This window comes from Microbacterium martis (assembly GCF_047246685.1).
Taxonomy (GTDB): Bacteria; Actinomycetota; Actinomycetes; order Actinomycetales; family Microbacteriaceae; genus Microbacterium.
On the sequence record NZ_JBFOKT010000004.1, the window covers coordinates 12,874 to 34,146 of the forward strand.

General features: G+C 70.1%; 23 protein-coding genes. 2 read left to right on the plus strand and 21 right to left on the minus strand.

Annotated features, from left to right (window positions below; all coding sequences use genetic code 11):
• Positions 1–126 precede the first annotated feature (126 nt).
• The 15 genes from AB3M90_RS15030 to infC form a co-directional block, all read right to left on the minus strand.
• A complete protein-coding gene (locus AB3M90_RS15030; protein ID WP_412953409.1) occupies positions 127–1,113 on the minus strand; it encodes an NAD-dependent epimerase/dehydratase family protein in 987 nt (328 codons plus the stop codon).
• Between the two features lie 67 nt (positions 1,114–1,180).
• Complete coding sequence (locus tag AB3M90_RS15035) at positions 1,181–1,897, minus strand: DUF402 domain-containing protein (RefSeq protein ID WP_412953412.1); 717 nt, start codon at positions 1,895–1,897, stop codon at positions 1,181–1,183.
• A gap of 47 nt (positions 1,898–1,944) precedes the next feature.
• Positions 1,945–4,575 (minus strand): phenylalanine--tRNA ligase subunit beta, encoded by a 2,631-nt coding sequence (locus AB3M90_RS15040; RefSeq protein ID WP_412953415.1) that lies wholly within the window; start codon positions 4,573–4,575, stop codon positions 1,945–1,947.
• Positions 4,575–5,615 carry a phenylalanine--tRNA ligase subunit alpha gene (pheS, locus tag AB3M90_RS15045; protein WP_412953418.1) on the minus strand — a complete coding sequence of 347 codons (1,041 nt, stop codon included), beginning with the start codon at positions 5,613–5,615 and terminating at the stop codon, positions 4,575–4,577. The genes AB3M90_RS15040 and pheS overlap by 1 nt, the downstream gene beginning before the upstream one ends.
• 41 nt (positions 5,616–5,656) lie before the next feature.
• On the minus strand, positions 5,657–6,577 hold the full coding sequence (locus AB3M90_RS15050) for an amino acid ABC transporter permease (RefSeq protein ID WP_412953421.1): 921 nt from the start codon (positions 6,575–6,577) through the stop codon (positions 5,657–5,659).
• Positions 6,574–7,230, minus strand: coding sequence for an amino acid ABC transporter permease (locus AB3M90_RS15055; RefSeq protein WP_412953423.1), 657 nt, complete (start codon positions 7,228–7,230; stop codon positions 6,574–6,576). Before AB3M90_RS15055 ends, AB3M90_RS15050 begins: the two co-directional genes overlap by 4 nt.
• Positions 7,231–7,292: 62 nt before the next feature.
• Positions 7,293–8,204 carry a glutamate ABC transporter substrate-binding protein gene (locus AB3M90_RS15060; protein WP_412953426.1) on the minus strand — a complete coding sequence of 304 codons (912 nt, stop codon included), beginning with the start codon at positions 8,202–8,204 and terminating at the stop codon, positions 7,293–7,295.
• Positions 8,205–8,245: 41 nt separating this feature from the next.
• Positions 8,246–8,995 (minus strand): amino acid ABC transporter ATP-binding protein, encoded by a 750-nt coding sequence (locus tag AB3M90_RS15065; protein WP_412953429.1) that lies wholly within the window; start codon positions 8,993–8,995, stop codon positions 8,246–8,248.
• Positions 8,996–9,261: 266 nt separating this feature from the next.
• Positions 9,262–10,230 carry a TAXI family TRAP transporter solute-binding subunit gene (locus AB3M90_RS15070; protein WP_412953431.1) on the minus strand — a complete coding sequence of 323 codons (969 nt, stop codon included), beginning with the start codon at positions 10,228–10,230 and terminating at the stop codon, positions 9,262–9,264.
• Complete coding sequence (locus AB3M90_RS15075; protein ID WP_412953433.1) at positions 10,227–11,603, minus strand: ATP-binding protein; 1,377 nt, start codon at positions 11,601–11,603, stop codon at positions 10,227–10,229. The genes AB3M90_RS15070 and AB3M90_RS15075 overlap by 4 nt, the downstream gene beginning before the upstream one ends.
• Positions 11,604–11,606: 3 nt before the next feature.
• Complete coding sequence (locus tag AB3M90_RS15080; protein ID WP_412953435.1) at positions 11,607–12,278, minus strand: response regulator transcription factor; 672 nt, start codon at positions 12,276–12,278, stop codon at positions 11,607–11,609.
• A 38-nt stretch (positions 12,279–12,316) separates the two neighbouring features.
• The gene (locus tag AB3M90_RS15085) at positions 12,317–13,129 is read right to left on the minus strand and encodes a TrmH family RNA methyltransferase (RefSeq protein WP_412953438.1); all 813 of its coding nucleotides are present in this window, start codon (positions 13,127–13,129) and stop codon (positions 12,317–12,319) included.
• 159 nt (positions 13,130–13,288) lie between these two features.
• Positions 13,289–13,675 carry a 50S ribosomal protein L20 gene (gene rplT, locus AB3M90_RS15090; protein ID WP_045252681.1) on the minus strand — a complete coding sequence of 129 codons (387 nt, stop codon included), beginning with the start codon at positions 13,673–13,675 and terminating at the stop codon, positions 13,289–13,291.
• A 32-nt stretch (positions 13,676–13,707) separates the two neighbouring features.
• Positions 13,708–13,902 carry a 50S ribosomal protein L35 gene (gene rpmI / locus AB3M90_RS15095; protein WP_243232621.1) on the minus strand — a complete coding sequence of 65 codons (195 nt, stop codon included), beginning with the start codon at positions 13,900–13,902 and terminating at the stop codon, positions 13,708–13,710.
• 73 nt (positions 13,903–13,975) lie between these two features.
• On the minus strand, positions 13,976–14,626 hold the full coding sequence (gene infC / locus AB3M90_RS15100; RefSeq protein WP_412953876.1) for a translation initiation factor IF-3: 651 nt from the start codon (positions 14,624–14,626) through the stop codon (positions 13,976–13,978).
• Positions 14,627–14,855: 229 nt separating this feature from the next.
• Between infC and AB3M90_RS15105 the strand changes: the two genes are divergently transcribed.
• Entirely contained in the window at positions 14,856–15,254 is a 399-nt protein-coding gene (locus tag AB3M90_RS15105) for a DUF1844 domain-containing protein (RefSeq protein ID WP_412953442.1), read from the plus strand.
• A 104-nt stretch (positions 15,255–15,358) separates the two neighbouring features.
• Here the strand turns inward: AB3M90_RS15105 and AB3M90_RS15110 are convergent, their stop codons facing one another.
• The 3 genes from AB3M90_RS15110 to priA are packed head-to-tail and all read right to left on the minus strand — an operon-like array spanning position 15,359 to position 17,303.
• Entirely contained in the window at positions 15,359–15,760 is a 402-nt protein-coding gene (locus AB3M90_RS15110; protein WP_412953445.1) for a hypothetical protein, read from the minus strand.
• A gap of 30 nt (positions 15,761–15,790) precedes the next feature.
• Positions 15,791–16,573, minus strand: coding sequence for an SseB family protein (locus AB3M90_RS15115; protein WP_412953447.1), 783 nt, complete (start codon positions 16,571–16,573; stop codon positions 15,791–15,793).
• The gene (priA, locus tag AB3M90_RS15120; protein ID WP_412953450.1) at positions 16,557–17,303 is read right to left on the minus strand and encodes a bifunctional 1-(5-phosphoribosyl)-5-((5-phosphoribosylamino)methylideneamino)imidazole-4-carboxamide isomerase/phosphoribosylanthranilate isomerase PriA; all 747 of its coding nucleotides are present in this window, start codon (positions 17,301–17,303) and stop codon (positions 16,557–16,559) included. The genes AB3M90_RS15115 and priA overlap by 17 nt, the downstream gene beginning before the upstream one ends.
• A 138-nt stretch (positions 17,304–17,441) precedes the next feature.
• On the opposite strand from priA, the gene AB3M90_RS15125 reads away from it, so the two are divergent.
• Positions 17,442–18,887, plus strand: a complete 1,446-nt coding sequence (locus AB3M90_RS15125) for a MinD/ParA family ATP-binding protein (protein ID WP_412953453.1) — start codon at positions 17,442–17,444, stop codon at positions 18,885–18,887.
• A 7-nt stretch (positions 18,888–18,894) separates the two neighbouring features.
• Here the strand turns inward: AB3M90_RS15125 and hisH are convergent, their stop codons facing one another.
• The 3 genes from hisH to AB3M90_RS15140 are packed head-to-tail and all read right to left on the minus strand — an operon-like array spanning position 18,895 to position 21,226.
• Positions 18,895–19,530 carry an imidazole glycerol phosphate synthase subunit HisH gene (gene hisH, locus AB3M90_RS15130; RefSeq protein WP_412953456.1) on the minus strand — a complete coding sequence of 212 codons (636 nt, stop codon included), beginning with the start codon at positions 19,528–19,530 and terminating at the stop codon, positions 18,895–18,897.
• Positions 19,527–20,144 (minus strand): imidazoleglycerol-phosphate dehydratase HisB, encoded by a 618-nt coding sequence (gene hisB, locus AB3M90_RS15135; protein ID WP_412953458.1) that lies wholly within the window; start codon positions 20,142–20,144, stop codon positions 19,527–19,529. Before hisB ends, hisH begins: the two co-directional genes overlap by 4 nt.
• The gene (locus AB3M90_RS15140) at positions 20,141–21,226 is read right to left on the minus strand and encodes a histidinol-phosphate transaminase (protein WP_412953461.1); all 1,086 of its coding nucleotides are present in this window, start codon (positions 21,224–21,226) and stop codon (positions 20,141–20,143) included. Before AB3M90_RS15140 ends, hisB begins: the two co-directional genes overlap by 4 nt.
• Between the last annotated feature and the right edge of the window lie 47 nt (positions 21,227–21,273).

Below are 21,273 nucleotides of genomic sequence, written 5' to 3' on the forward strand. Positions count from 1 at the left end.
CGCGCTGCGCACGCGGAGAACCCGCGGGGCGGAGACGGCGACGGGCGACAGCATGCCGCGACCATAGCGCGGCCGGAGCGGCATCCGCAAATCCGGGCCGTCATCCGCTCCGGCGGCGACGGGAGGTCATCCGTCGAGGGGGTCGGGGGCGTCGAGGGCGGCGAGGAGCTTCCGTTCGTCCGCCCGGGTCAGGCCGGCACGCCGTGGTCGGTCGACGCCCCGGGCGCTCTCGTCGGCGACGACGCGCGTGATGGTGTCGGCGACGGGCCGGATGGTGCCGCCGGCGGTGCGGAAAGCGGCATTGGCGCGGGTCATGAAGCCGGTCATCTCGGGCGGCAGCCACAGCGGCAGCGAGCGCTCACCCATCCAGTGGGCGACGCCGTGCGCGACGAGCCAGTCGTCCGGGGCCACGACGACGGGGCCGGTGTGCCCGGCCGCGTCGCGCACCGCGTCGAGCACGTTCCCGAGCGGATGCACGTCGCCGATGGCGTTCACCGGGGCGCCCGGTGCCGCCCCGGTGACGAACGCCGCCAGGTCGTCGACGTCGATCACCTGCACGGTCCTGCCCTCGATCGGCGGCAGCAGCACCGGTCCGTCGCCCGCACGGAGGAACGCCGCCGCCCAGTACCCGAAACGATCGCTGGGGTCGCCGTCACCCACGATGAGTCCCGGTCGAACGATGAGCGCGCGCTCGCCCAGCGTCGCGACAGCATCCTCAGCGGCGACCTTCTGCGCTCCGTACTCGTACTCGTCTCCGGGCCGTGCCGGCGGATGCCGCGGTGCCGACTCGTCCGCCCCGATCGTCTCGTCGTCCGCATACACCGACATCGACGAGACGTACGTCCAGCGGGCGGCGCGGTCCCCGAGAGCCTCGACCGCCTCGATCACGTGCGAAGCCTGCGACGAGACGTCGATCACGTGATCCCAGTCTCGCCCTGCGAGGGCCGTGTACGCCTCGGGAGCGGCCCGATCGGCCCGTACGAGCTCGGCGCCGTCGGGCGGTCGTCGCTCCCCGCGGGCGAGGCACGTCACCCGCGCGCCGGCATCGAGCCCGCGCTGCGCGATGCGACCCGAGAGCCACCCCGTTCCGCCGAGGATCAGCACGTCTGTCATGGGTCCATGTCAGCAGCATTCGCCGCCGAGCGGAAGCGGATCCGCTGACAGCGGCAAGCGGCTCTCCTCAGGCGCGGCGCAGGTCGTCGAGTCCGGCGAGCTCCGGGATCGTCCACGACGGATCAGGACGCCACTCGCGCCACTCGTCGTCGAAGGGCCAATCGCCGGCACGGAACGACGCAATCGCGGCGTCGGCGTGCCTCTCGATCTGCGCCGCCTGCTCCTCGGTGAGCCGCCCCTGCTCGATCGCGGCGATCAGCTCGTCCTCGTCCTTCATCGACACGGCGCCGTCCGATGCGATCTCGACGTCGAGGACGTGGTCCGACGAATAGGTGTCGCCGTCGGTGCGCAGATGGGCGTTCTCGAGATTCACGTACCAGCCGGCGAACGTCCAGTCGCGCGTGGTGGTGTCGCTCCAGAACAGCCAGACCGACCACGGCAGGCCGGCCGGCGCGATCCGCAGGATGCCGTTGCCCCACCACTCCTCGACGATGCGCGTGCGGGTCTCGAGCCATCGGCGCTCCAGCGGGAGGGTCCTCACGCGCTGCCCGTCGGGTGTGCCCTGGCCCTCTGTGAGCGTGCCGGGAGCCAACCAGGCCACGAGCCCTCTTCCATCGTCGCGGACGACGCGCATCGGCGCGATGTGCGATGGATCTCCCGGCTGCCATCCGGGCTTGCGATAGTGCCAGTTCACCTGTGCACCCGGGTCGAGGAAGGGCCCGGTCCCCAGCGGCCGAGCCCCGTCGGGGACCGCCGCCGGGGTGCCGTGCGGGAGGATGCTCATCCCGCCACGGTACCCCCGGCGTGCGGTATCCCCGGCGAGCGCCCCGGTCAGTCGCGCAGGGCGGCGCCGAAGCGCTCCGCCGCCACGGCGACACCCGCGAGCTTCGCCTCGGAGGCCTCCGCCGCGGTCAGCGTACGGTCGTCGGCGCGGAAGCGCAGCGCGAAGGTGAGGCTCTTCGACCCGTCCGGCACGCCGGTCCCGCGGTAGTCGTCGACGAGCCGCACCGATTCGAGCAGGTCGCCCGTGCCCTCGGCGAGGGCCGCCTGCACGTCGCCCGCGGCGACCTCGGCGGGGACGGTCAGCGACACGTCCTGCGTGGCGGCGGGGAAGGTCGACAGCGAGGCAGCGACGATGCGCCCACCGGCCAGCGACAGGACGCGGTCCAGGTCGAGCTCGACCACGGTCGCCCGACCGGGCAGGTCGGCCTCTTCCGCGACCGCCGGATGGAGCTCGCCGACGTAGCCGACCTCCTCTCCGGCGACACGGAGCGAACCGGTGCGACCGGGGTGGAGCGCCACGCGCTCGGCCTGCTCGACGTCGATCGTGACACCCGCGGCGCTGGCGATGACGCGGACGGCGTCGAGGGCGTCGCTCAGTCCGGCGGGCTCGGCGGCGCGTCCGGGCTGGCGCGGCGAGACGTTGCCCGCCAGGAGCACCGCGACATGCCGGCGCTGCGGCGGGATCGAGGCGTTCAGCTCGGCGAGCTTCTCGTCGGAGGGGCGCTCGCCGAGGGGAGGCACGTCGTCGGTGCCGTAGTCGACTCCCGGCTCGGGCAGGAAGACCGACCCCGTCTCGAAGACGGCCAGGTCGGTGAGACCCCGCGCGATGTTGCGGTGCGCGGTCTGCAGCAGGCCGGGGATGAGAGACCGGCGCAGGAACGGCGCCTGTCCGTCGAGGGCGTTCGCCAGACGGATGCTGGGCAGGTGGTCGCCCGATGCCGAGCCGTGCAGGTCGTTCTGCGCCTCGGTCGTGAACGGGAAGGCGGGCGCCTCGACGAAGCCGGCGGCGGCCAGAGCGTCGGCGACGCGTCGACGTCCGTGCTGATGCGCGGTCAGTCCACGGCCGGACGGCGGCGTCGGCAGCACCGAGGGGATGCGGTCGAGGCCGTGGATGCGGGCGACCTCTTCGGCGAGCGACCACTTGTCGGTGAGGTCAGGGCGCCAGGTCGGCGGGATGACCGTCCAGCCCTCCCCCTGGGTCCCTGAGTCCTCCCCCTGGGTCCCTGAGCCTTCCCCCTGGGTCCCTGAGCCTTCCCCCTGGGTCCCTGAGCCTTCCCCCTGGGTCCCTGAGCTCGTCGAAGGGCCCGAAGGGGTCACCTCGGCGCCGATCGTCTCGAGCGCGCCGGTGATCTCGGCGTCGGTGTAGTCGACGCCGATCAGGCCCTGCACGAACCCGCCGGGAAGCTCGATGGCCTCGACGAAGACCTCGGCGAACAGTGCGCCACCCTCGTCGGTGAGCACCCCTCCGGCGAGCTCCACCATGAGATCCGCTGCACGGCGCGCCGCGACGAAGGGGATCAGCGGGTCGACTCCGCGCTCGAAGCGCTTGGAGGCCTCGCTGGGCAGCTTGTGACGGCGAGCGGTGCGGGCGATGGTGGTCGGATCGAAGATCGCCGCCTCGATGAGCACGTTGCGGGTCGTGCCGCTCATCTCGGTCGTGCCGCCGCCCATGACGCCGGCGAGACCGATCGGTCCCGACTCGTCGGTGATGAGGAGGTCCTCGACGTGCAGATCGCGCTCCTGGCCGTCGAGCGTGGTCATCCTCTCGCCCTCGGTGGCCCGGCGCACGGTGATGCCGCCCGCGAGCCTGTCGAGGTCGTATCCGTGCAGCGGCTGACCGAGCTCGAGCATCACGTAGTTGGTGATGTCGATCAGCACGCCGAGCGAGCGCATGCCGGCGAGCGACAGTCGAGCGATCATCCATGGCGGCGTGGGCCGAGACGGATCGACGTCGCGCACGACGCGCGTCACGAACTCGCTCGCGCCGACACGACCGCGCACGGGGGCGCTGTCGTCGACGATCGCCGTGTGGCCCGTGCCGGGCTGCAGCTCGGAGAAGTCGCGCTCGGCCGGGTCGCGGAAGGCCGCGCCGGTCGCGTGGGAGTACTCGCGGGCGACACCGCGCACCGAGAAGGCGTAGCCGCGGTCGGGGGTCACGTTGATGTCGATCGCGACGTCGTCGAGTCCGAGCAGAGCGATCGCGTCGGTGCCGACGGGAGCGTCGATGCCGAGGTCGGCGAGCACGATGATGCCGTCGTGCTCGTCGCCGAGCCCGAGCTCGCGGGCGGAGGCGATCATGCCGTCGGAGACGTGCCCGTAGGTCTTGCGTGCGGCGATCGGGAACGGACCGGGCAGCACCGCGCCCGGCAGCGTCACGACGACCTTGTCGCCCGCGGTGAAGTTGTGCGCACCGCAGACGATTCCGCGGACATCATGCTCGATTCCTGAGCCCGTCGAAGGACCCACGTCGACCTGGCACCAGTTGATGGTCTTGCCGTTCGACTGCGGCTCCGCCTCGAGCGAGAGCACCTGCCCCACGACGACGGGACCCGCGATGTCGAACCGGTGCACGTCCTCCTCTTCGAAGCCGACGGTCACCAGTGCCGCGAGGACATCCTCCGGCGTGGCATCCGCTGCCAGATCGACATACTCACGCAGCCACGAAAGCGGGACGCGCATCACACCACCATCCCGTACTGCTCGCTGAATCGGACGTCACCCTCGGCCATGTCGCGCATGTCCTGCACATCGCTGCGGAACATCAGGCCCCGCTCGATGCCCATGCCGAACGCGAAGCCGCTGTACACCTCGGGGTCGATCCCGGCCGCACGCAGCACGTTCGGGTTGACCATGCCGCAGCCGCCCCATTCGATCCAGCGGGCGCCGCCCTTGAAGGTCGGGTGCCACAGGTCGAGCTCGGCGGAGGGCTCGGTGAAGGGGAAGTAGTTGGTGCGGAAACGCATCTTCGCCTCGGGCCCGAACAGCTGCTTCGCGAAGTGGTCGAGGGTGCCCTTGAGGTGAGCCATCGTGATGCCCTTGTCGATCACCAGTCCTTCGAACTGCGTGAACACCGGCAGATGCGTCGCGTCGAACTCGTCGGTGCGGTACACGCGGCCGGGGCACAGCACGTAGATCGGCACCTCCCGATCGAGCATGGAGCGCACCTGCACAGGGCTCGTGTGCGTGCGCATCACCAGGTGGCGCGAGGTCGGGTCGACGTAGAAGGTGTCCTGCTCCTGACGGGCAGGGTGGTCGACGTCGAAGTTGAGGGCGTCGAAATTGAACCACTCGTGCTCGAGCTCCGGTCCCTCCGCGATCTCCCATCCCATGCCGACGAAGATGTCCTCGACGTGATTCTGGAGAAGAGCGAGCGGATGCCGGGCGCCGACGCGGGTGCGCGACGGGACCGCGGTGATGTCGACGCGCTCGGCCTCGAGGCGTGCCGCGACCTCGGCGGCGGCGAGTTCGGACTCCTTCGCCGCGAGCGCCTGGGTGACCCGGCCGCGACCCTGACCGACGAGCTTGCCGAACGCCGCCTTGTTCTCGGGGGCGACCTGGCGCATCGAGGCGTTCAGCACGGCGAGCGGCGAGCCCTCGGCGACGTGGGCCGCGCGCGCCGCCTTCAGCTCGTTGGTGTCGCCGGCGGCGCCGATCGCCTCGAGCGCGGCGGCGACGGCCGCTTCGACGGCCTCAGGAGTGATCTCGGAAGAATCAGACACGAGAGACGAGTCTACCGGGGCGGCACGCGCCGCCCGTGCCGTCAGGCGCCGGTGCTCGTGCCGTCGTACTTCCCGGCTCCGCGCTGCATGGCGATGAGCTCGGTATCGGTGCCGCCGTCGTGGGCGCGGGGGTCGGCCGGCTCCGCAGTGATGCCCCGCACCTTGGTCGAGCGCCGTGTACGGACCTCGACCCACCGTGCGATGCCCGACAGGATGAGGCACATGATGATGTAGATCCCGCCGATGACGAAGGCGGATTGCAGGATCGGGCGTCCCTGCTGCGACGTCAGCTGTTTGGCGAAGTACAGCAGCTCGGGGTAGGTGATGATGAAGCCGAGCGCGGTGTCCTTCATCGTGACGACGAGCTGGGCGACGATGACCGGCAGCATCGCGCGAATAGCCTGCGGAAGCAGGATCAGCCGCATCACTCCGCTCTTGCGGAGTCCGATGGCGAAGCCGGCTTCCTTCTGCCCGCGAGGCAACGATTCGACACCCGCGCGCAACACCTCTGCCAACACCGAACCGTTGTAGGCCATGAGGGCGATGACGACGGCCCAGTACGGGTCCATCTTCACGCCGATGACCGGGAGTCCGTAATACAGGAGCATCATGAACACCAGGACCGGAACGGCCCGGAAGATCTCGGTGACGACCGTGACGGGTACCCGCACCCACGCGTGGTCGGAGAGACGGCCGATCGCCAGAACGAAGCCGAGAATCAGGCTCAGCACGGCGGCGAGGGCGAATGCGGCCAGGGTGTTGCCCAGGGCCTTGAAGATGCCCGCCCATACGGTCGAGAACGTGAAGACGTACCACTTCTGTCCCGAGAGCTGCCCCGTCTCCACCATTCGGAGGATGACGAAGCCTACGAGCGCGAGCACCACTGCGATGGTGACGACCGCGAGGACACGGTTGCGGGCGATCGCCCGGGGACCCGGGACGTCGTACAGCACAGAACTCATCGCGCAATCCTCCATCGGTTCTCGAGATATCGCTGCAGCCAGCTCATCAGCAGGACCAGCGCGACGAAGACCACTGCCACCCAGAGCAGGACTTCCATGGGGTTCCCGGGCCGATCGGCGGAGTCGTTGATCGTCGAGCGGAGCGCCGCGAGTTCTGCGATCGAGAATCCGGCGGCGACGGTGGTGTTCTTCAGAAGCGCGATGAACACGCTCATCATCGGAGGCACAACGGAACGGAACGCCTGCGGCAGGATGACGAGTGTCATGACCTGTCCGAACGGCAAGCCGATGGCCCGCGCGGCCTCTGCCTGACCGACCGGCACTGTGTTGATTCCGGCTCGGAGCACCTCAGCCACGTATGTGGCGGTGTACACGCCGATCGCGAGGATGCCGAGAACGGTATTGGAAAGATCGGGGAGGCCGAGCTGCGGGTAGCCGAAGACGAAGAAGAAGAAGACCAGCGTCAACGGGGTGTTGCGGACGATGTTCACGTAGAGCGTGCCTACGCCCCGAGCGATCGGTACGGGCGAGACTCGCATGGCGCCGACGATGACGCCGAGCACCAGCGCGATGATTCCCCCGACGAAGAACACGAGCAGCGTGTTGCCGATCGCCGTGCTCCACAGGTCGAGGTTGCCGAAGATGACGTCCACGCCACCCTCCCCTTCTTCGTGATGTCGAGGGCGGCCTCCGACGAGGAGGCCGCCCTGAGCGATCAGTACGCGTCGACCTCGGGCTGCTCGACCTCGATACCGGAGTCTCCGAGGTTCTTGTCGAAGATCGCCTGCCAGATCTCGCCGCCGTCGGTGAACAGCTCGTTGATGTGCGCACGGAGCACGTCGTCGCCCTTGGTCAGGCCGACGCCGTAGCGCTCCTCGGTGAACAGGCCGCCCGTGACCTTGACGTCGTCCGGGTACTGCGCGGCGTAGCCGATCAAAATCGCCTGGTCGGTGGTCACCGCATCGACCTTGCCGTCGATGAGGTCCTGCACGCAGGCGGAGTACAGGTCGTACTCCTGCGTCTTGATGTCGGGGAAGTTCGCCTTGATGTTCTGGATCGGCGTCGAACCGGTCGCAGAGCATACGGTCTTGCCGTTGAAGTCCTCGAGCTTGTTGGCTTCCTCGGCATCCGCTGCGACGAGCAGACCCTGACCGGTGATGAAGTACGGACCGGCGAAGTCGATCTGCTCCTTGCGCTTGTCGTTGATCGAGTACGTGCCGACGTAGTAGTCGACGTCGCCGTTCACGATGGCCTGCTCGCGGTTGGCCGATGCGATCGGCTTGAACTCGATCTTGTCCTCGTCGAATCCGAGCGAGGCGGCGATCCAGCGCGCGATATCGACGTCGAAGCCCGTGCGCTCGTTCGTCGTCACGTCGAGGAAGCCGAGTCCGGGCTGGTCCTCCTTGACGCCGACGACGACCTTGTCGGCCTCCTTCATCCGGTCGAACGTGGGGCTGCCCTCGAGCTCGACGTCGGTGGCCACCTCGAACCACGTCGAGTCCTCGCCGCCCTCTTCCCCGCCCGTGCCGGCGCCGGGGTTCGACGGGGTGCCGCTGTTGCAGGCGGTGAGCGCCAGCAGCGCGGCCGCCGCGACTCCGATGCCTGCCAGTGTCCGTGTGCGTCGCATGTGCGTCTCCTTCGTGTGCTGTGTGTGCAGGGTGTGTGAAATCAGTGGGTGAGGAGCTTCGAGAGGAAGTCCTTGGCGCGGTCGCTCTTCGGGTTCGTGAAGAACTCCTCGGGAGTCGCCTCCTCCACGATGCGGCCGTCGGCCATGAAGACGACGCGGTCGGCCGCTTTGCGCGCGAAGCCCATCTCGTGGGTGACGACGATCATCGTCATACCCTCCTGGGCAAGGCCGACCATCACGTCGAGCACCTCGTTGATCATCTCGGGGTCGAGGGCGCTGGTCGGCTCGTCGAAGAGCATCACCTTGGGCTTCATCGCGAGGGCTCGGGCGATCGCGACGCGCTGCTGCTGCCCGCCGGAGAGCTGCGCGGGCAGCTTCGAGGCCTGCTGCGCCACGCCGACGCGCTCGAGCAGGGCCATGGCCTCCTTCTCGGCATCCGCCTTCTTCATCCCGCGCACCTTGATCGGCCCCAGGGTCACGTTCTCGAGGATGGTGAGGTGCGCGAAGAGGTTGAACGACTGGAACACCATGCCGACGTCGGCCCGCAGGTGCGCGAGCCCCTTGCCCTCGGCCGGCAGCGCCTTGCCGTCGATGCTGATGCTGCCGCTGGTGATGGTCTCGAGACGATTGATCGTGCGGCACAGCGTCGACTTGCCCGAGCCCGACGGACCGATCACCACGACGACCTCCCCCGCGTTCACGGTGAGATCGATGTCGGTCAGTGCCTGGAAATCTCCATAGTGCTTCTGGACGTTGTCGACCACGACGAGGGGTGTACCAGAGGTCATCATTTCTCCAAACTAGCCAGGTCGCACGCGCTGTTCCACGCACCCGCTCGAGATTTACACGTTCGTGACACGGCACCGCTGGTCGTCCGTGCCTCACTGCACGGGCGACCCACGACCCGCCCCCGCGGGCCGTGGGTCGGCGCCCGCCGCCGCTTTCTCCCCCGATGACGGCGGGCGGCGGGGCTCCCCGATCGTGCGATCGACCTCACACTGGCAGAGCGGGGTGCGACGGTGAGAGTTCTTGAGCGTTTCTTGAGATCGGCCCCGGCTCAGCCGCGCAGGTCGCGGTAGTACTCCTGCGCTCCCGGATGCAGCGGCACGGGTCCGGTGAAGATCGCCTGGCGTCGATCGAGCAGCGCCGCCGCCGGCACCTCGGCGGCGATGCGCTGTCGCGCGTCGAACAGGGCCGCCAGCACATCCCGCACGACGTCGGGCGGCGTCGCCCCGGCCGTGACGAGGTAGTTGGGCACGGCCATCGTCGATGCCGATGCCTCCAGGCCGTACATTCCGGCAGGGACATCGGCCGGACGATAGGCGTGCGAATAGCGGTCGTTGACCTCGGTGACCCAGGCGCGCTCGATGGGCAGCAGGCGCACGGGCATCCGCTCGGCGAGCGCGGCGATGCCCGGAGTGGGAAGGCCGCCCACCCAGAAGAACCCGTCGATCGCCCCCGCCTCGATCGCCTCGATCGACGCGCTGAGGTCGAGCTGCGGATCGTCGACGGATGCCGCGTCGACGCCCGCCGCATCGAGCACCCGCCCGGCGATCACGTTGACCCCCGAGTTCTCGGCGCCGAGCGAGACCGACCTGCCCGCCAGGTCGGCGACCCCATCGATGTCGGAGTCGCCGCGCACGACGATGTGCAGATACTCGTCGTAGAGTCGCGCGACCGCCTGCACGTCGAGGCGTTCGTCGAACGAGCCGTCGCCCGCGACCGCGTCGGCGGCCGCGTCGCCCTGCGCGAAGCCGATGAGGGCGTCGCCGGATGCCACGCGCCGCAGATTGTCGACCGACCCCGCCGTCTCGGTCGCCGTCATCTCGATGCCGAGTGTTCCGGTGAGCTCATCCGCGAGGTGCGTCCCGTAGTCGAAGTAGACTCCGGTCGGCCCGCCGCCGGCGATCGTGTAGCCGTCGTCGCCCCATTCGGCCGCCCGCGGGCTGCACGAAGTCACGGCGACCATGGCCACCAGGGCGGCGGCGAGCAGACCCGCCGCGATGCGGCGTCGCGTCGGCCTCACGGGGCGTCTCCGTCGGACAGCCGCAGCGACACGGCGAGACCGCCGCCGTCGACGGACGACACCGCGAGCTCGCCCCCGATCGACGAGAGCAGGTCGGACGCGATGGCGAGCCCGAGGCCCGAACCCGGCAGCTGGTCGGTCGACTCGCTGCGCCAGAACCGATCCGTCGCCGACGCGGCCTGCTCGTCGGAGAGCCCCGGTCCGCGGTCGCGCACCACGATGGCGCACATCCCATCGTCGCGACGGGTGACGACCTCGACGACCGACGCGGAGGGAGAGTACTTCACGGCATTGTCGATCACCGCATCCAGCGCGCTCTCGACGATCGTGCGATCGGTGACGATCATCTGCGGTTGACTTCCCGACACGCGGAGCTCGATCCCCCGCTGCGCCGCGACCTCGCGCCACGCATCGACGCGGCGGACCGCCAGCGTCGCGAGGTCGACCGCCGAGAACGTCGAGTCGGAGCGACCCCCGCGCGCCAGTCCGAGCAGGGTCTCGAGGATGCGGACCATGCGCCGCCCCTCCTCCCTGGTCTCCTCGACGTCGTCGTTCCACTCGCTGCCGAGCCCGGTCGCGAGGTGCTCGACCCGCAGCAGCAGCGCGTTCAGCGGATTGCGCAGTTCGTGCGAGGCGTTCACCGCGAACTCCTGCTGCCGCGTCATGACCCGCTCGATCTGATCGGCCATGCCGTTGAACACCGTCGTCATGCGTCGCAGCTCCGGAGGACCCGTGTCCTCGGCGACGCGCGCGTCCATCTCCCCCCGCTCGATCGCCACCATCGCCTCATCGAGCCGCCGGATCGGCGACAGCACCCAGCGCGCGAGCCGGAACACCAGCAGCACGCCGACGGCGATCAGCAGGGCGGCGATCGCCGACAGCATCAGGATCTGCTGCAGCACGGCGGTGCGCGGCGCGGCGACGTCACCCGAGACCAGGACCGCCCCGATCACGTCGCCGTCGTCGAACACCGGCTCGACGAGGGCGGCATCCGCCACGATCCCGGGGAAGACGAGGCCGGGCGGCTCGGCCCGCCGACCCGACAGCGCCAGCCGCACGCGCTCGGCATCGTCCTCCGAGAGCACCGTCGGAGCCGCGTCGCCCGCCGCCCACACGGTTCCGGAGAGGTCGAAGACCATCACGTCGATGCCGTAGACCTCTTCGAACCGCCGGACCTCCGCATCGACGACCGCCGGGCTGCCCGAGCGCAGCGACTGCCGTGCGCTCGTCACGAAGTACGCCAGATCACCGAGCTGCTCGGCGTAGAAGGCCTGCTGGATGCTGCGCGCCGCTCCCCATCCGGCGGCGCCGCCGAGGAAGAGGAGGATGGCGACGAGGGGGACGAGGAAGACGACGACCAGACGACGGCGCATCGCTCACGGCCTCACGAGCCGGTAGCCCACGCCGCGGACGGTCTCGATGAGGCGCCGGTCGCCCGCCTTCCGGCGGATCGCGCCCACGTGCACCTCGAGCGAGTGGCCGAAACCGCGCCAATCGGTGTTCCACACCTCGCGGATCAGCCGCTCCTTCGGCACCGCCACGCCGGGATACCGCGCGAGCACCGCGACGATGTCGAACTCCTTGCGGGTCAGGTCGACCGTGTCTCCGGCGATGACGACGCGCCGGGCGACGAGGTCGATCTGCACCTCTCCCCCGTCGAGCAGCACACGCGCATCGGTGTCGATCCGGGTGGGACGAGTGCGACGCGTCACCGCCTCGATCCGGGCGAGCAGCTCGTGCACGTCGTAGGGCTTCACCACGAAGTCGTCGGCGCCCGCCCGCAACCCCGTGATGCGCTCGGTCACCTGGTTGCGTGCGGTCACGATCACGATCGGCACGTCGGACCGACCGCGGATGCGGCGGCACAGGTCGATGCCGTCGACATCGGGCAGGCCCAGATCGAGCAGCACGACCTCGGTGTCGGCGTCGACCAGCGACAGGGCTTCGGCACCGTCGGCCGCGCGGACGGTGGCGTAGCCCGACCGGGCGAGGAATGCCTCGAGCGCTCCCGCCACCCGCTCGTCGTCCTCGACGATCAGGATCCGCATCGATCCCGCCCCCGACCATCCCCCATGGGCATGCCGCCTCAGCCCGACGACGACGCGCGCTGGGCGAAGGCGCTCTCGTAGAGGCAGACGCTCGCGGCGGTCGCGAGGTTCAACGATTCGGCCCGACCGAAGATCGGAAGCCGCAGCACCTGGTCGGCGAGGGCGAGCGCGTCGTCTTCGAGCCCCCGCGCCTCGTTGCCGAACAGCCAGCCCGTGGGCTCGGACAGGACCCCGTCGGCCCGCGCCTGGAGGAGGTCGGCGCCCTTCACATCGGCGGCGAGGATGCGGAGGCCCGCGGCGTGCGCGCGCTCGACCACGTCGGCGAGCTCGCCGGCGACCGAGACGGGCAGATGGAACAGCGAGCCGGTCGTGGCGCGGACGACCTTCGGGTTGTAGGGATCGACCGTGCGTCCGGTGAGCACCACCGCATCCGCTCCCGCGGCATCCGCGGCACGGATGATGGTTCCGAGGTTCCCCGGATCGCGCACCTCTTCGCAGATCGCGATCAGACGGGGGGATGCCGCGAAGATGTCGCGCACCGAGGTCGGAGTCTGCTCCACGACCGCGACGAGACCCTGCGGCGTGACCGTGTCGGCCATCGCGTTGAGCACGTACTCGGTGACGTACTCCACCTCGACGTCGGCGTCGGCCGCGCGAGCGCGGATGTCGGGATGCCGTTCCCAGCCGTTCGGTGTCGCGAAGAGCTCGACGATCGCCTCGGGCCGGTAGGTGAGCGCCTCGCGGACGGACTGAGGCCCTTCCAGGAGGAACAGCCCTGTCTCCGTTCGCGCGCTGCGCTTGGTCAGCTTGGCCACGGCACGGACACGGGGGGACCGGGGGTTCTCCAGCACGATCACAGTCTAGAGTCCCGCCGGATGCCGGAGCACATGCCCCGCCCGCCGCGTCCGGCGGCCCCGCCCGCCGGCACGGCGGCCCAGCCCGCCGTGCCGGCGGCGAGAATGCGGAACGGGCGCCCTCCGGGAGGAGGGCGCCCGTTCTGTGCGGATCGCTTACGCGGCCGACTTCGGCGCGTTGACGTCGGAGGGCAGAGCCTTCTTCGCCGTCTCGACGAGGGTGGTGAACGTGGCCGCGTCGTTGACCGCGAGGTCGGCGAGCATGCGACGGTCGACCGTCACGCCCGCGAGCCCGAGACCCTGGATGAAGCGGTTGTAGGTGATGCCGTTCTGGCGTGCCGCCGCGTTGATGCGCTGGATCCAGAGGCGGCGGAAGTCGCCCTTGCGCTTGCGGCGGTCCCGGTACGAGTAGACCAGGGAGTGGATGACCTGCTCCTTGGCCTTCCGGTACAGGCGCGAACGCTGACCGCGGTAACCGGAGGCGCGCTCGAGGATGACGCGGCGCTTCTTGTGGGCGTTGACCGCCCGCTTGACTCTTGCCATTTTTCCTGTGTTCCTATCCTGCGTCGGGCGCGTCAGCGACCGAGAAGCTTCTTCGCGACCTTGGTGTCGTTCTTCGAGAGCACCTGGTCCTGGTTGAGGCGGCGGGTGCGGCGGCTCGACTTGTGCTCGAGGTTGTGGCGCATCCCGGCCTGCTGCTTCTTCAGCTTTCCGCTTCCGGTGATCTTGAAGCGCTTCTTCGCACCCGAGTGGGTCTTCTGCTTCGGCATCTTCTCTTCCTTCGTATGGCGCCTTCTCAGGCGACGTTGTCCACCCGCTGCGCGGGAGTTCTGGGGGCGGGTGTCACTCCGCCGGTGCCGCGGTCGCGGCATCCGACTCGCTCTTCGCCTCGCGGGCGGCCTGCTTGTTGGCCGCGCGCTGCGCCTCGCGGACGGCGTTCTGCTCCTGCTTCGCCTCGGACTTGCTCTTCAGCGGAGCGACCACCATCACCATGTTGCGGCCGTCGATCGTCGGATTCGACTCGACCGTGCCGAGCTCGGCCACGTCTTCGGCGAACTTGCGCAGCAGGCGCACTCCCTGCTCGGGGCGCGACTGCTCGCGACCGCGGAAGAGGATCATGGCCTTGACCTTGTCGCCGGACTTGAGGAAGCCCTCGGCGCGCTTGAGCTTGGTCGTGTAGTCGTGCGCTTCGATCTTGAGACGGAAGCGGACCTCTTTGAGGATCGTGTTCGCCTGGTTGCGGCGAGCTTCCTTCTCCTTCTGGGCGGCCTCGTACTTGAACTTGCCGTAGTCCATGATCTTGACCACGGGCGGCTTCGAGTTGGGGGCAACCTCGACGAGGTCGAGATCGGCTTCCTGCGCAAGGCGCAACGCGGCCTCGATGCGGACGACGCCGATCTGCTCACCCGCGGGACCGACGAGGCGGACCTCGGGGACGCGGATGCGCTCATTGGTGCGGGGATCGCTGATGCGGAACTCCTTAGACGATGGGATTCGGCCACCGGGATGCTGTCGGCATCCCGAGCGAAATCGGAGTCGTCCCACCCGCCGGCAGTCAGACGCCGGCTTCGCACCCTGTCTACCGGAGGCATCTGTCGATGCGATCCGGCGGAGTGCAGACCCGGTAGCCTGGAACGGCAAGCGCGGGTGGGAAGTGAATCCTCTTTCGTGCCGGAGCATGACGCTCCGGAGCCCGACACAGTCTAACAGAGAGCAAGGCGAAGTGACGAACCAGGTACCGGACGAAGCCGCACGCGAGCGCGAGGAGCGTTGGGCACTGCAGGACGAAGCGGCGTCCGCCGCCGTCCGCGACATCGCCGATGTGCCGGCCGTCGAGGTCATCACCACCGCAGCGGTCCATCTGATGAGCGCGGCCGCGGTCAAGCTCGGGTTGGCCGACGATCCGGATGCCGCCGCGCAGCTCGACCTCGACGAGGCGCGCAAGCTCATAGGCGCCCTCGCCGGCCTCATCACCGCCGGCGCACCCGAGATCAGCGACATGCACGCCCGCTCGCTGCGCGACGGCCTCCGCTCGCTGCAGCTCGCCTTCCGCGAGGCCTCCACGATCCCCGACCCGATCGGCAAGGGCCCGGGCGAGAAGTGGACCGGTCCGGTCACCTAGCCCGCCGCCGCCCCCGCTCTCCGGTCGTTCGAGCGAGCGCAGCGAGACGAAACGCGCCACCCCTCCCCCTCGGTCGTCGAGCGAGCGCAGCGAGACGAAACGCCTCACGCCTCCAGCACGACCGGCGGCGCCGTCGACGGTCCGCCGCACGGATCCGTCGAGTGCGTCCAGTCGATGGTCTCCCGTGACTCGGCGAGCAGGACGCCGCCGCCGTCGTAGACCCGCACCGTGATCTCGTCGGGCGCATCGAAGCCGAAGGAGAACGACCCGGCGTCTCCCTGCGCGGGGACCGACGCGTCGGACTCCGGTGTCGGCTCCGCTCCCGGCCCGAGCGAACACCCGGCATCCGAGCACACCTGCAGGAACACGTCGCCGTCGTAGGCCGTCGCGTCGATCGTGACACCGTTGGTCCACCCGATCGCGGTGCACGCCCCGGGCGGGAAGGTGCAGCCGGCGAGGAGCAAGACGGTCACGGACAGCATCCCGACCGCGCCCACGCGTCTCATGCCGCGAGCTTAGCGAGAGCGGCATCCCGCTCAGGACGAGCGGCGCAGCTTGACCGTGAGGGAGTCGGCCAGCACCGCGATGCGGTCGTCGGCCGCCCACCGCTGCGCGAGGCGGGCGAGCACGGCATCCAGCACCTCGCGCTCGAGACCGTCCACAAGCTCCAGCACGACCACGAGCTCGGGGCCGCGCAGCCGAGCGTCGGGGTCACCCGCGGCGACCGACACGTCGATCACGGCGAGCTCGTGGGCGACGCTCTCCTGCAGTGCGCGGAAGACCTCGGGCGACAGGAAGCTCGGCTCCCAGGGATGCCCCTGCGCGACCGCCCACACCGCCGGGCGTCGGATCACGAACTCGGTGTCGGCGGTCGGGTCGAGCACGATGAGATCGGTGTCCTCGGCGGATGCCGACAGGGCCACCCGCACCGCCTCGACGGGTATCGGCCGCGCCGCGGCATCCCACTGCTGCATGGTCTGCACCGACGAGAACACCGGCTGCACGCGGCGTCCGTCGGGGGCCGCGACCGTGACGATCGACAGCTCCTGCGTCTTGTCGACGGCGAGGCCGCTCGGCGCCACCCCTTCCTCGCCCTTCTCGGCGATGAGCGGGATCAGCACGCGGGCTGATCGGAATGCGTCGACGACCTCGGTCTGCGAACCGTCTCCCGCGCGGAAGCGGGTCAGCGCAGCGAGCAGCGCGGGGTCGGCCGAGCCGTCGTCACCGGAATGCGGATTCGACTCGAAGCTCCGCCCCGCCCACGGCACCCCTGCGGAGTCGCCGTGGTGGTGGCCGTGGTCGTCAGTCCCCGGCGACATCCAGCGCCTCGGCCAACGTGAACGCGCCGGCGTAGAGGGCCTTTCCGACGATCGCGCCTTCGACGCCCAGGGGCACGAGCTGGCGCAGCGCGACGATGTCATCGAGGTTCGAGATGCCGCCCGACGCGACGACCGGCTTCGGAGTGCGCGAGGTGACCTCGCGGAGCAGGTCGAGGTTCGGGCCCTTGAGGGTCCCGTCCTTCGTGACATCCGTGACCACGTAACGGCTGCAGCCGGCATCCTCCAGGCGATCGAGCACCTCCCAGAGGTCGCCGCCCTCCTTCGTCCAGCCGCGCGCTGCCAGGGTCGTGCCGCGCACGTCGAGTCCGACCGCGATCGCCTCGCCGTACCGGCTGATCACATCGGCCGCCCATTCGGGGTTCTCCAGCGCCGCCGTGCCGAGGTTGATGCGCGTGGCACCGCTCTCGAGAGCCGCCTCCAGCGTCGCGTCATCGCGGATGCCGCCGGAGAGCTCGATGTTCACGTGCCTGTACTGGCGGATCACCTTCCGGAGGATCGCCGCGTTGCTTCCCCGGCCGAACGCCGCGTCGAGGTCGACGAGGTGGATCCACTGCGCCCCCTGCGACACCCACTCTCCCGCGGCGTCGAGCGGGTCGCCGTAGCTGGTCTCGGTCCCCGCTTCGCCCTGCGTGAGGCGGACCGCCTTGCCTCCGGCCACGTCGACGGCGGGGAGGAGCGTGAGCGAAGGGGATTGCGCGAAATCGTTCATGGGTTCCTAAGGTGAGGAGCGGATCCGTGGTCCCGGGCACACCCGTCGCGGACGCACGAGAACCGAGGGTACCGTGCGGCGCGTCGGCCTCCAAAACGCGGGCGAAACACGGCCGGAGGGCCCGGGGTAGGGTGAGACATGATGTCCGGACCGAACGAAGACTCGACCCCGCCCGCCGGATCGCCCGACCACGACGACCAGCCCGGTCTCGTCGACTCCGTTCCGCTCTTCCCGGCGGTCACTCCCCCTCCGCCGCCGCTGCCGTCGGCATCCGCGCCCGCGTCCGATGCTCCGCAGCCCCCGTACCGCCGCACGCGCGCAGCCGCTCGCGAGCAGCGCCTCGCCGACCTCGCCGACGAGGTGCCCGTCGACACGGTGCCCGCACGGCCGGCCACACCTCGGCCGCCGGCCTCATCCCCTGCCGCGCCCGCCCCCGTCGCGTCGGGCCCGATCCCGTCCGCACCGGCGCCGGTGCCGTCCGCTCCGGTCCCGTCCGCTCCCGTCACATCCACACCGGTCCCGCCCACGCCGGTCCGGCCCGCACCGACACCGTCCGCCCCACTCCCGTCCGCTCCGGTGGCACGGCCGCATGCCCCTGCGTCGCCGACGCCGGCATCCGCGCCCGCCTCCGTCGAGCCGGCCTCGCGTCGTGAGCAGCGCGAGCTCCGCGAGCGGCATTCGTTCCTGCGGACGGAACGCGCAGAGGAGCCGGCACGCGAAGGGGCGCGGGGCGCGCTGAACCGACTGGGGCTTCGCATCAGACCTTCGGCCGAGGAGCAGTCGGCGCGTGACGACGAGCTCGCGGTGAGCCAGCACTGGCCGGGACCGCGCACCATCGCCGTGGTCAACGGCAAGGGCGGTGCAGGCAAGACTCCGACCACGATCCTGCTCGCGGCGGTGTTCGCGCGCTACGGCGGGGCTGGCGTTCTCGCCTGGGACAACAATCAGACCCGTGGAACCCTCGGCTGGCGGACCGACACGGGCGCGCACGACCGCACCCTGCTCGAGCTGCTCCCCGAGGCCGGACGCCTGCTCGGCACCGGCGCCCAGTCCGCCGACCTCGCGCACTTCATGCACCACCAGCCGCGCGAGAAGTACGACGTGCTGAGATCGAAGCCCATCCGCCTGGCGCACGAGAACCGTCTCCGCCCGGCCGATGTCGACGCGATCCACGCCGTGGCGGCGAAGTTCTACCGCCTCATCATCATCGATTCGGGCAACGACGAATCCGACCCGATGTGGCTGCGCATGATCGATCACGCCGACCAGCTGGTCGTCGCGACGACGACGCGCGCCGATCATGCCGAGGCGGGCGCCCTGCTCCTCGAAGCGCTCGAAGACCGCGACGAGCGATCGGCGCGTCTCGCCCAGCAGTCGGTCGTCGTGGTGTCTCAGGCCGATCCGAAGGCGACCTCCGCCGATGTCGAGCACGTGGTCAGCGGCTACCGCACGCTGGCGCGCGACGTGCTGCGCATCCCCTTCGACCACGAGATGGTCGACGGGCACCTCCGCTACGGCGCACTGGCGAAGCACACGCAGCGGGCGTGGCTCGCCGCCGCGGCATCCGTCGCCCGAGGATTCTGACGCCGGGTCAGAGACTCTCGACCCAGTTGCGGAGCAGGCGGATCCCCGCCTCGCCCGACTTCTCGGGGTGGAACTGCGTGGCCGACAGCGGACCGTTCTCGACGGCCGCGAGGAACGGCTCGCCGTAGGTCGACCATGTCAGCACCGGCTGCGGGAACGGCGGGATGACATCCAGCTCCCACGACTGGGCGGCGTAGGAGTGCACGAAGTAGAACCGCTCCTGCTCGATGCCGCGGAACAGGATGCTGTCGGCACCCGGCTCGACGGTGTTCCAGCCCATGTGCGGCAGCACCGGAGCGTTGAGCTCGGTGACGGCACCGGGCCACTCCCCCAGTCCCTCCGTGTCGTGACCCCGCTCGACTCCGTGCGCGAACATCACCTGCATGCCGACGCAGATGCCGAGCACGGGGCGACCGCCGGCGAGGCGCCGATCGATGATGTCGTCGCCCCCGTGGGCGCGCAGTGCGTCACGCACGGCCTGGAAGGCGCCGACTCCGGGGACCAGCAGCCCGTCGGCCTCGGTCGCCGCGGTGCGGTCGCGCGTCAGCTCGACGTCGGCGCCGGCGGCGACGAGGGCCTTGACCGCCGAGTGGACGTTGCCGGACTCGTAGTCGAAGACGGCGACACGGGGCGTGCGGCTCACAGGGCGCCCTTCGTCGACGGGATGCCGTCGACGAGCGGGTCGAGGGCCTTGGCCTGGCGGAACGCGCGCGCGAACGCCTTGTACTCGGCTTCGGCGATGTGGTGCGGATCGCGCCCGCCCAGCACCCGGATGTGCACGGTCAGGCCGGCGTTGAAGGCGATCGCCTCGAAGGTGTGCCGCACGAGCGAACCGGTGAAGTGGCCGCCGATGAGGTGGTGCTCGAATCCCGCGGGCTCCCCCTCATGCACCAGGTACGGGCGCCCCGAGATGTCGATGACGGCCTGGGCGAGGGCCTCGTCGAGCGGGACCAGCGCGTCGCCGTAGCGGGAGATGCCCGACTTGTCGCCGAGCGCCTGCAGGATCGCCTGCCCGAGCACGATCGACACGTCTTCCACGGTGTGGTGGGCGTCGATGTGCGTGTCGCCCGACGCCCGCACGGTGAGGTCGGTGAGCGAGTGCTTCGCGAAGGCCGTGAGCATGTGGTCGAAGAACGGCACCGAGGTGTCGATCCGCGAAGCACCGGTCCCGTCGAGGTTCAGTTCGAGCTCGACGGTCGACTCCGATGTGCTGCGCACGCGGCTGGCTGTGCGCGGGCTCTGGGCGATGATGCTCATGAAGCCGATCCTATCGAGGCCAGAGCGTCGAGGAACGCCGTGGTCTCGGCCTCGGTGCCGGCCGTCACGCGCAGGTGTCCGGGAATGCCGACGTCGCGGATCAGCACGCCCTGCTCGTACAGTCGCTGCCAGGTCGCCTTCGGGTCGGCGACCCCGCCGAAGAGCACGAAGTTCGACCACGACTCGTGAGGGGTGTAGCCGAGCGCCTCGAGTGTCGCCGAGATGCGGTCGCGCTGCTGCACGATCTCCTCGACCATGCCGAGCATCACGTCGGCGTTGCGCAGGGCGGCGACGGCCGCCGCCTGGGTGAGCGCACTCAGGTGGTACGGGAGGCGGACGAGGCGCAGGGCGTCGATGAAGGCGGGATCGGCGGCGAGGTACCCCACGCGTGCACCGGCGAAGGCGAACGCCTTGCTCATGGTGCGCGAGACGGCGAGACGGGGGCGGCCTTCGAGGAGCGTGAGAGCGGATGCCGCGTCGTGCGGCGCGAACTCCTGATACGCCTCGTCGACCACCACGATGCCTCGGGTCGCCTCGTACACGGCTTCGACGACGTCGAGTCCGAGCGGGGTGCCCGTGGGGTTGTTCGGCGCACAGAGGAGGATCACGTCGGGGTCGATCTCGCGCACCTGTGCCGCCGCGTCGTCGGCGGTGATGGTGTAGTCGGGCTCCCGGCTCCCGGCCGCCCACCGGGCACCGGTGCCCTGCGCGATGAGCGGATACATCGAGTAGGTCGGGGCGAAGCTGAAAGCCGTGCGCCCGGGTCCGCCGAACGCCTGGAGGATGTGCTGGAGGACTTCGTTCGAGCCGTTGCCCGCCCAGATCTGCTCGGCAGACAGGCCGTGACCCAGGTACGCGGCGAACCCCTCGCGCAGCGTGGTGAACTCCCGGTCGGGGTAGCGGTTCACGTCGCGCAGGGCGACGGCGATGTCGTCGAGGATGTCGCTGGCGACGGCATCCGGCACCGGGTGGGTGTTCTCGTTCACGTTCAGCGCGATCGGCAGCGGAGCCTGCGGCGCGCCGTAGGGAGTGAGTCCGCGCAGGTCGTCGCGGAGCGGGAGGGCATCGAGTGCGGAAGTCACCCGACCATGCTAGGCCGCGCACCCCTCCCCTTGGGTTCCTGAGCCTG

Excerpts from the sequence above, each read along its gene's own strand:
- hisB (WP_412953458.1), bottom strand. The coding sequence starts at position 20,144 with ATGAGCATCATCGCCCAGAGCCCGCGCACAGCCAGCCGCGTGCGCAGC.
- AB3M90_RS15080 (WP_412953435.1), bottom strand. The coding sequence starts at position 12,278 with ATGCGGATCCTGATCGTCGAGGACGACGAGCGGGTGGCGGGAGCGCTC.
- rpmI (WP_243232621.1), bottom strand. The coding sequence starts at position 13,902 with ATGCCGAAGCAGAAGACCCACTCGGGTGCGAAGAAGCGCTTCAAGATC.
- AB3M90_RS15065 (WP_412953429.1), bottom strand. The coding sequence starts at position 8,995 with ATGATGACCTCTGGTACACCCCTCGTCGTGGTCGACAACGTCCAGAAG.
- AB3M90_RS15075 (WP_412953433.1), bottom strand. The coding sequence starts at position 11,603 with ATGCGCCGTCGTCTGGTCGTCGTCTTCCTCGTCCCCCTCGTCGCCATC.
- AB3M90_RS15030 (WP_412953409.1), bottom strand. The coding sequence starts at position 1,113 with ATGACAGACGTGCTGATCCTCGGCGGAACGGGGTGGCTCTCGGGTCGC.
- AB3M90_RS15050 (WP_412953421.1), bottom strand. The coding sequence starts at position 6,577 with ATGAGTTCTGTGCTGTACGACGTCCCGGGTCCCCGGGCGATCGCCCGC.
- AB3M90_RS15035 (WP_412953412.1), bottom strand. The coding sequence starts at position 1,897 with ATGAGCATCCTCCCGCACGGCACCCCGGCGGCGGTCCCCGACGGGGCT.
- AB3M90_RS15115 (WP_412953447.1), bottom strand. The coding sequence starts at position 16,573 with ATGTCGCCGGGGACTGACGACCACGGCCACCACCACGGCGACTCCGCA.
- AB3M90_RS15040 (WP_412953415.1), bottom strand. The coding sequence starts at position 4,575 with ATGCGCGTCCCGCTTTCGTGGCTGCGTGAGTATGTCGATCTGGCAGCG.
- AB3M90_RS15125 (WP_412953453.1), top strand. The coding sequence starts at position 17,442 with ATGATGTCCGGACCGAACGAAGACTCGACCCCGCCCGCCGGATCGCCC.
- AB3M90_RS15110 (WP_412953445.1), bottom strand. The coding sequence starts at position 15,760 with ATGAGACGCGTGGGCGCGGTCGGGATGCTGTCCGTGACCGTCTTGCTC.
- AB3M90_RS15060 (WP_412953426.1), bottom strand. The coding sequence starts at position 8,204 with ATGCGACGCACACGGACACTGGCAGGCATCGGAGTCGCGGCGGCCGCG.
- rplT (WP_045252681.1), bottom strand. The coding sequence starts at position 13,675 with ATGGCAAGAGTCAAGCGGGCGGTCAACGCCCACAAGAAGCGCCGCGTC.
- priA (WP_412953450.1), bottom strand. The coding sequence starts at position 17,303 with ATGAACGATTTCGCGCAATCCCCTTCGCTCACGCTCCTCCCCGCCGTC.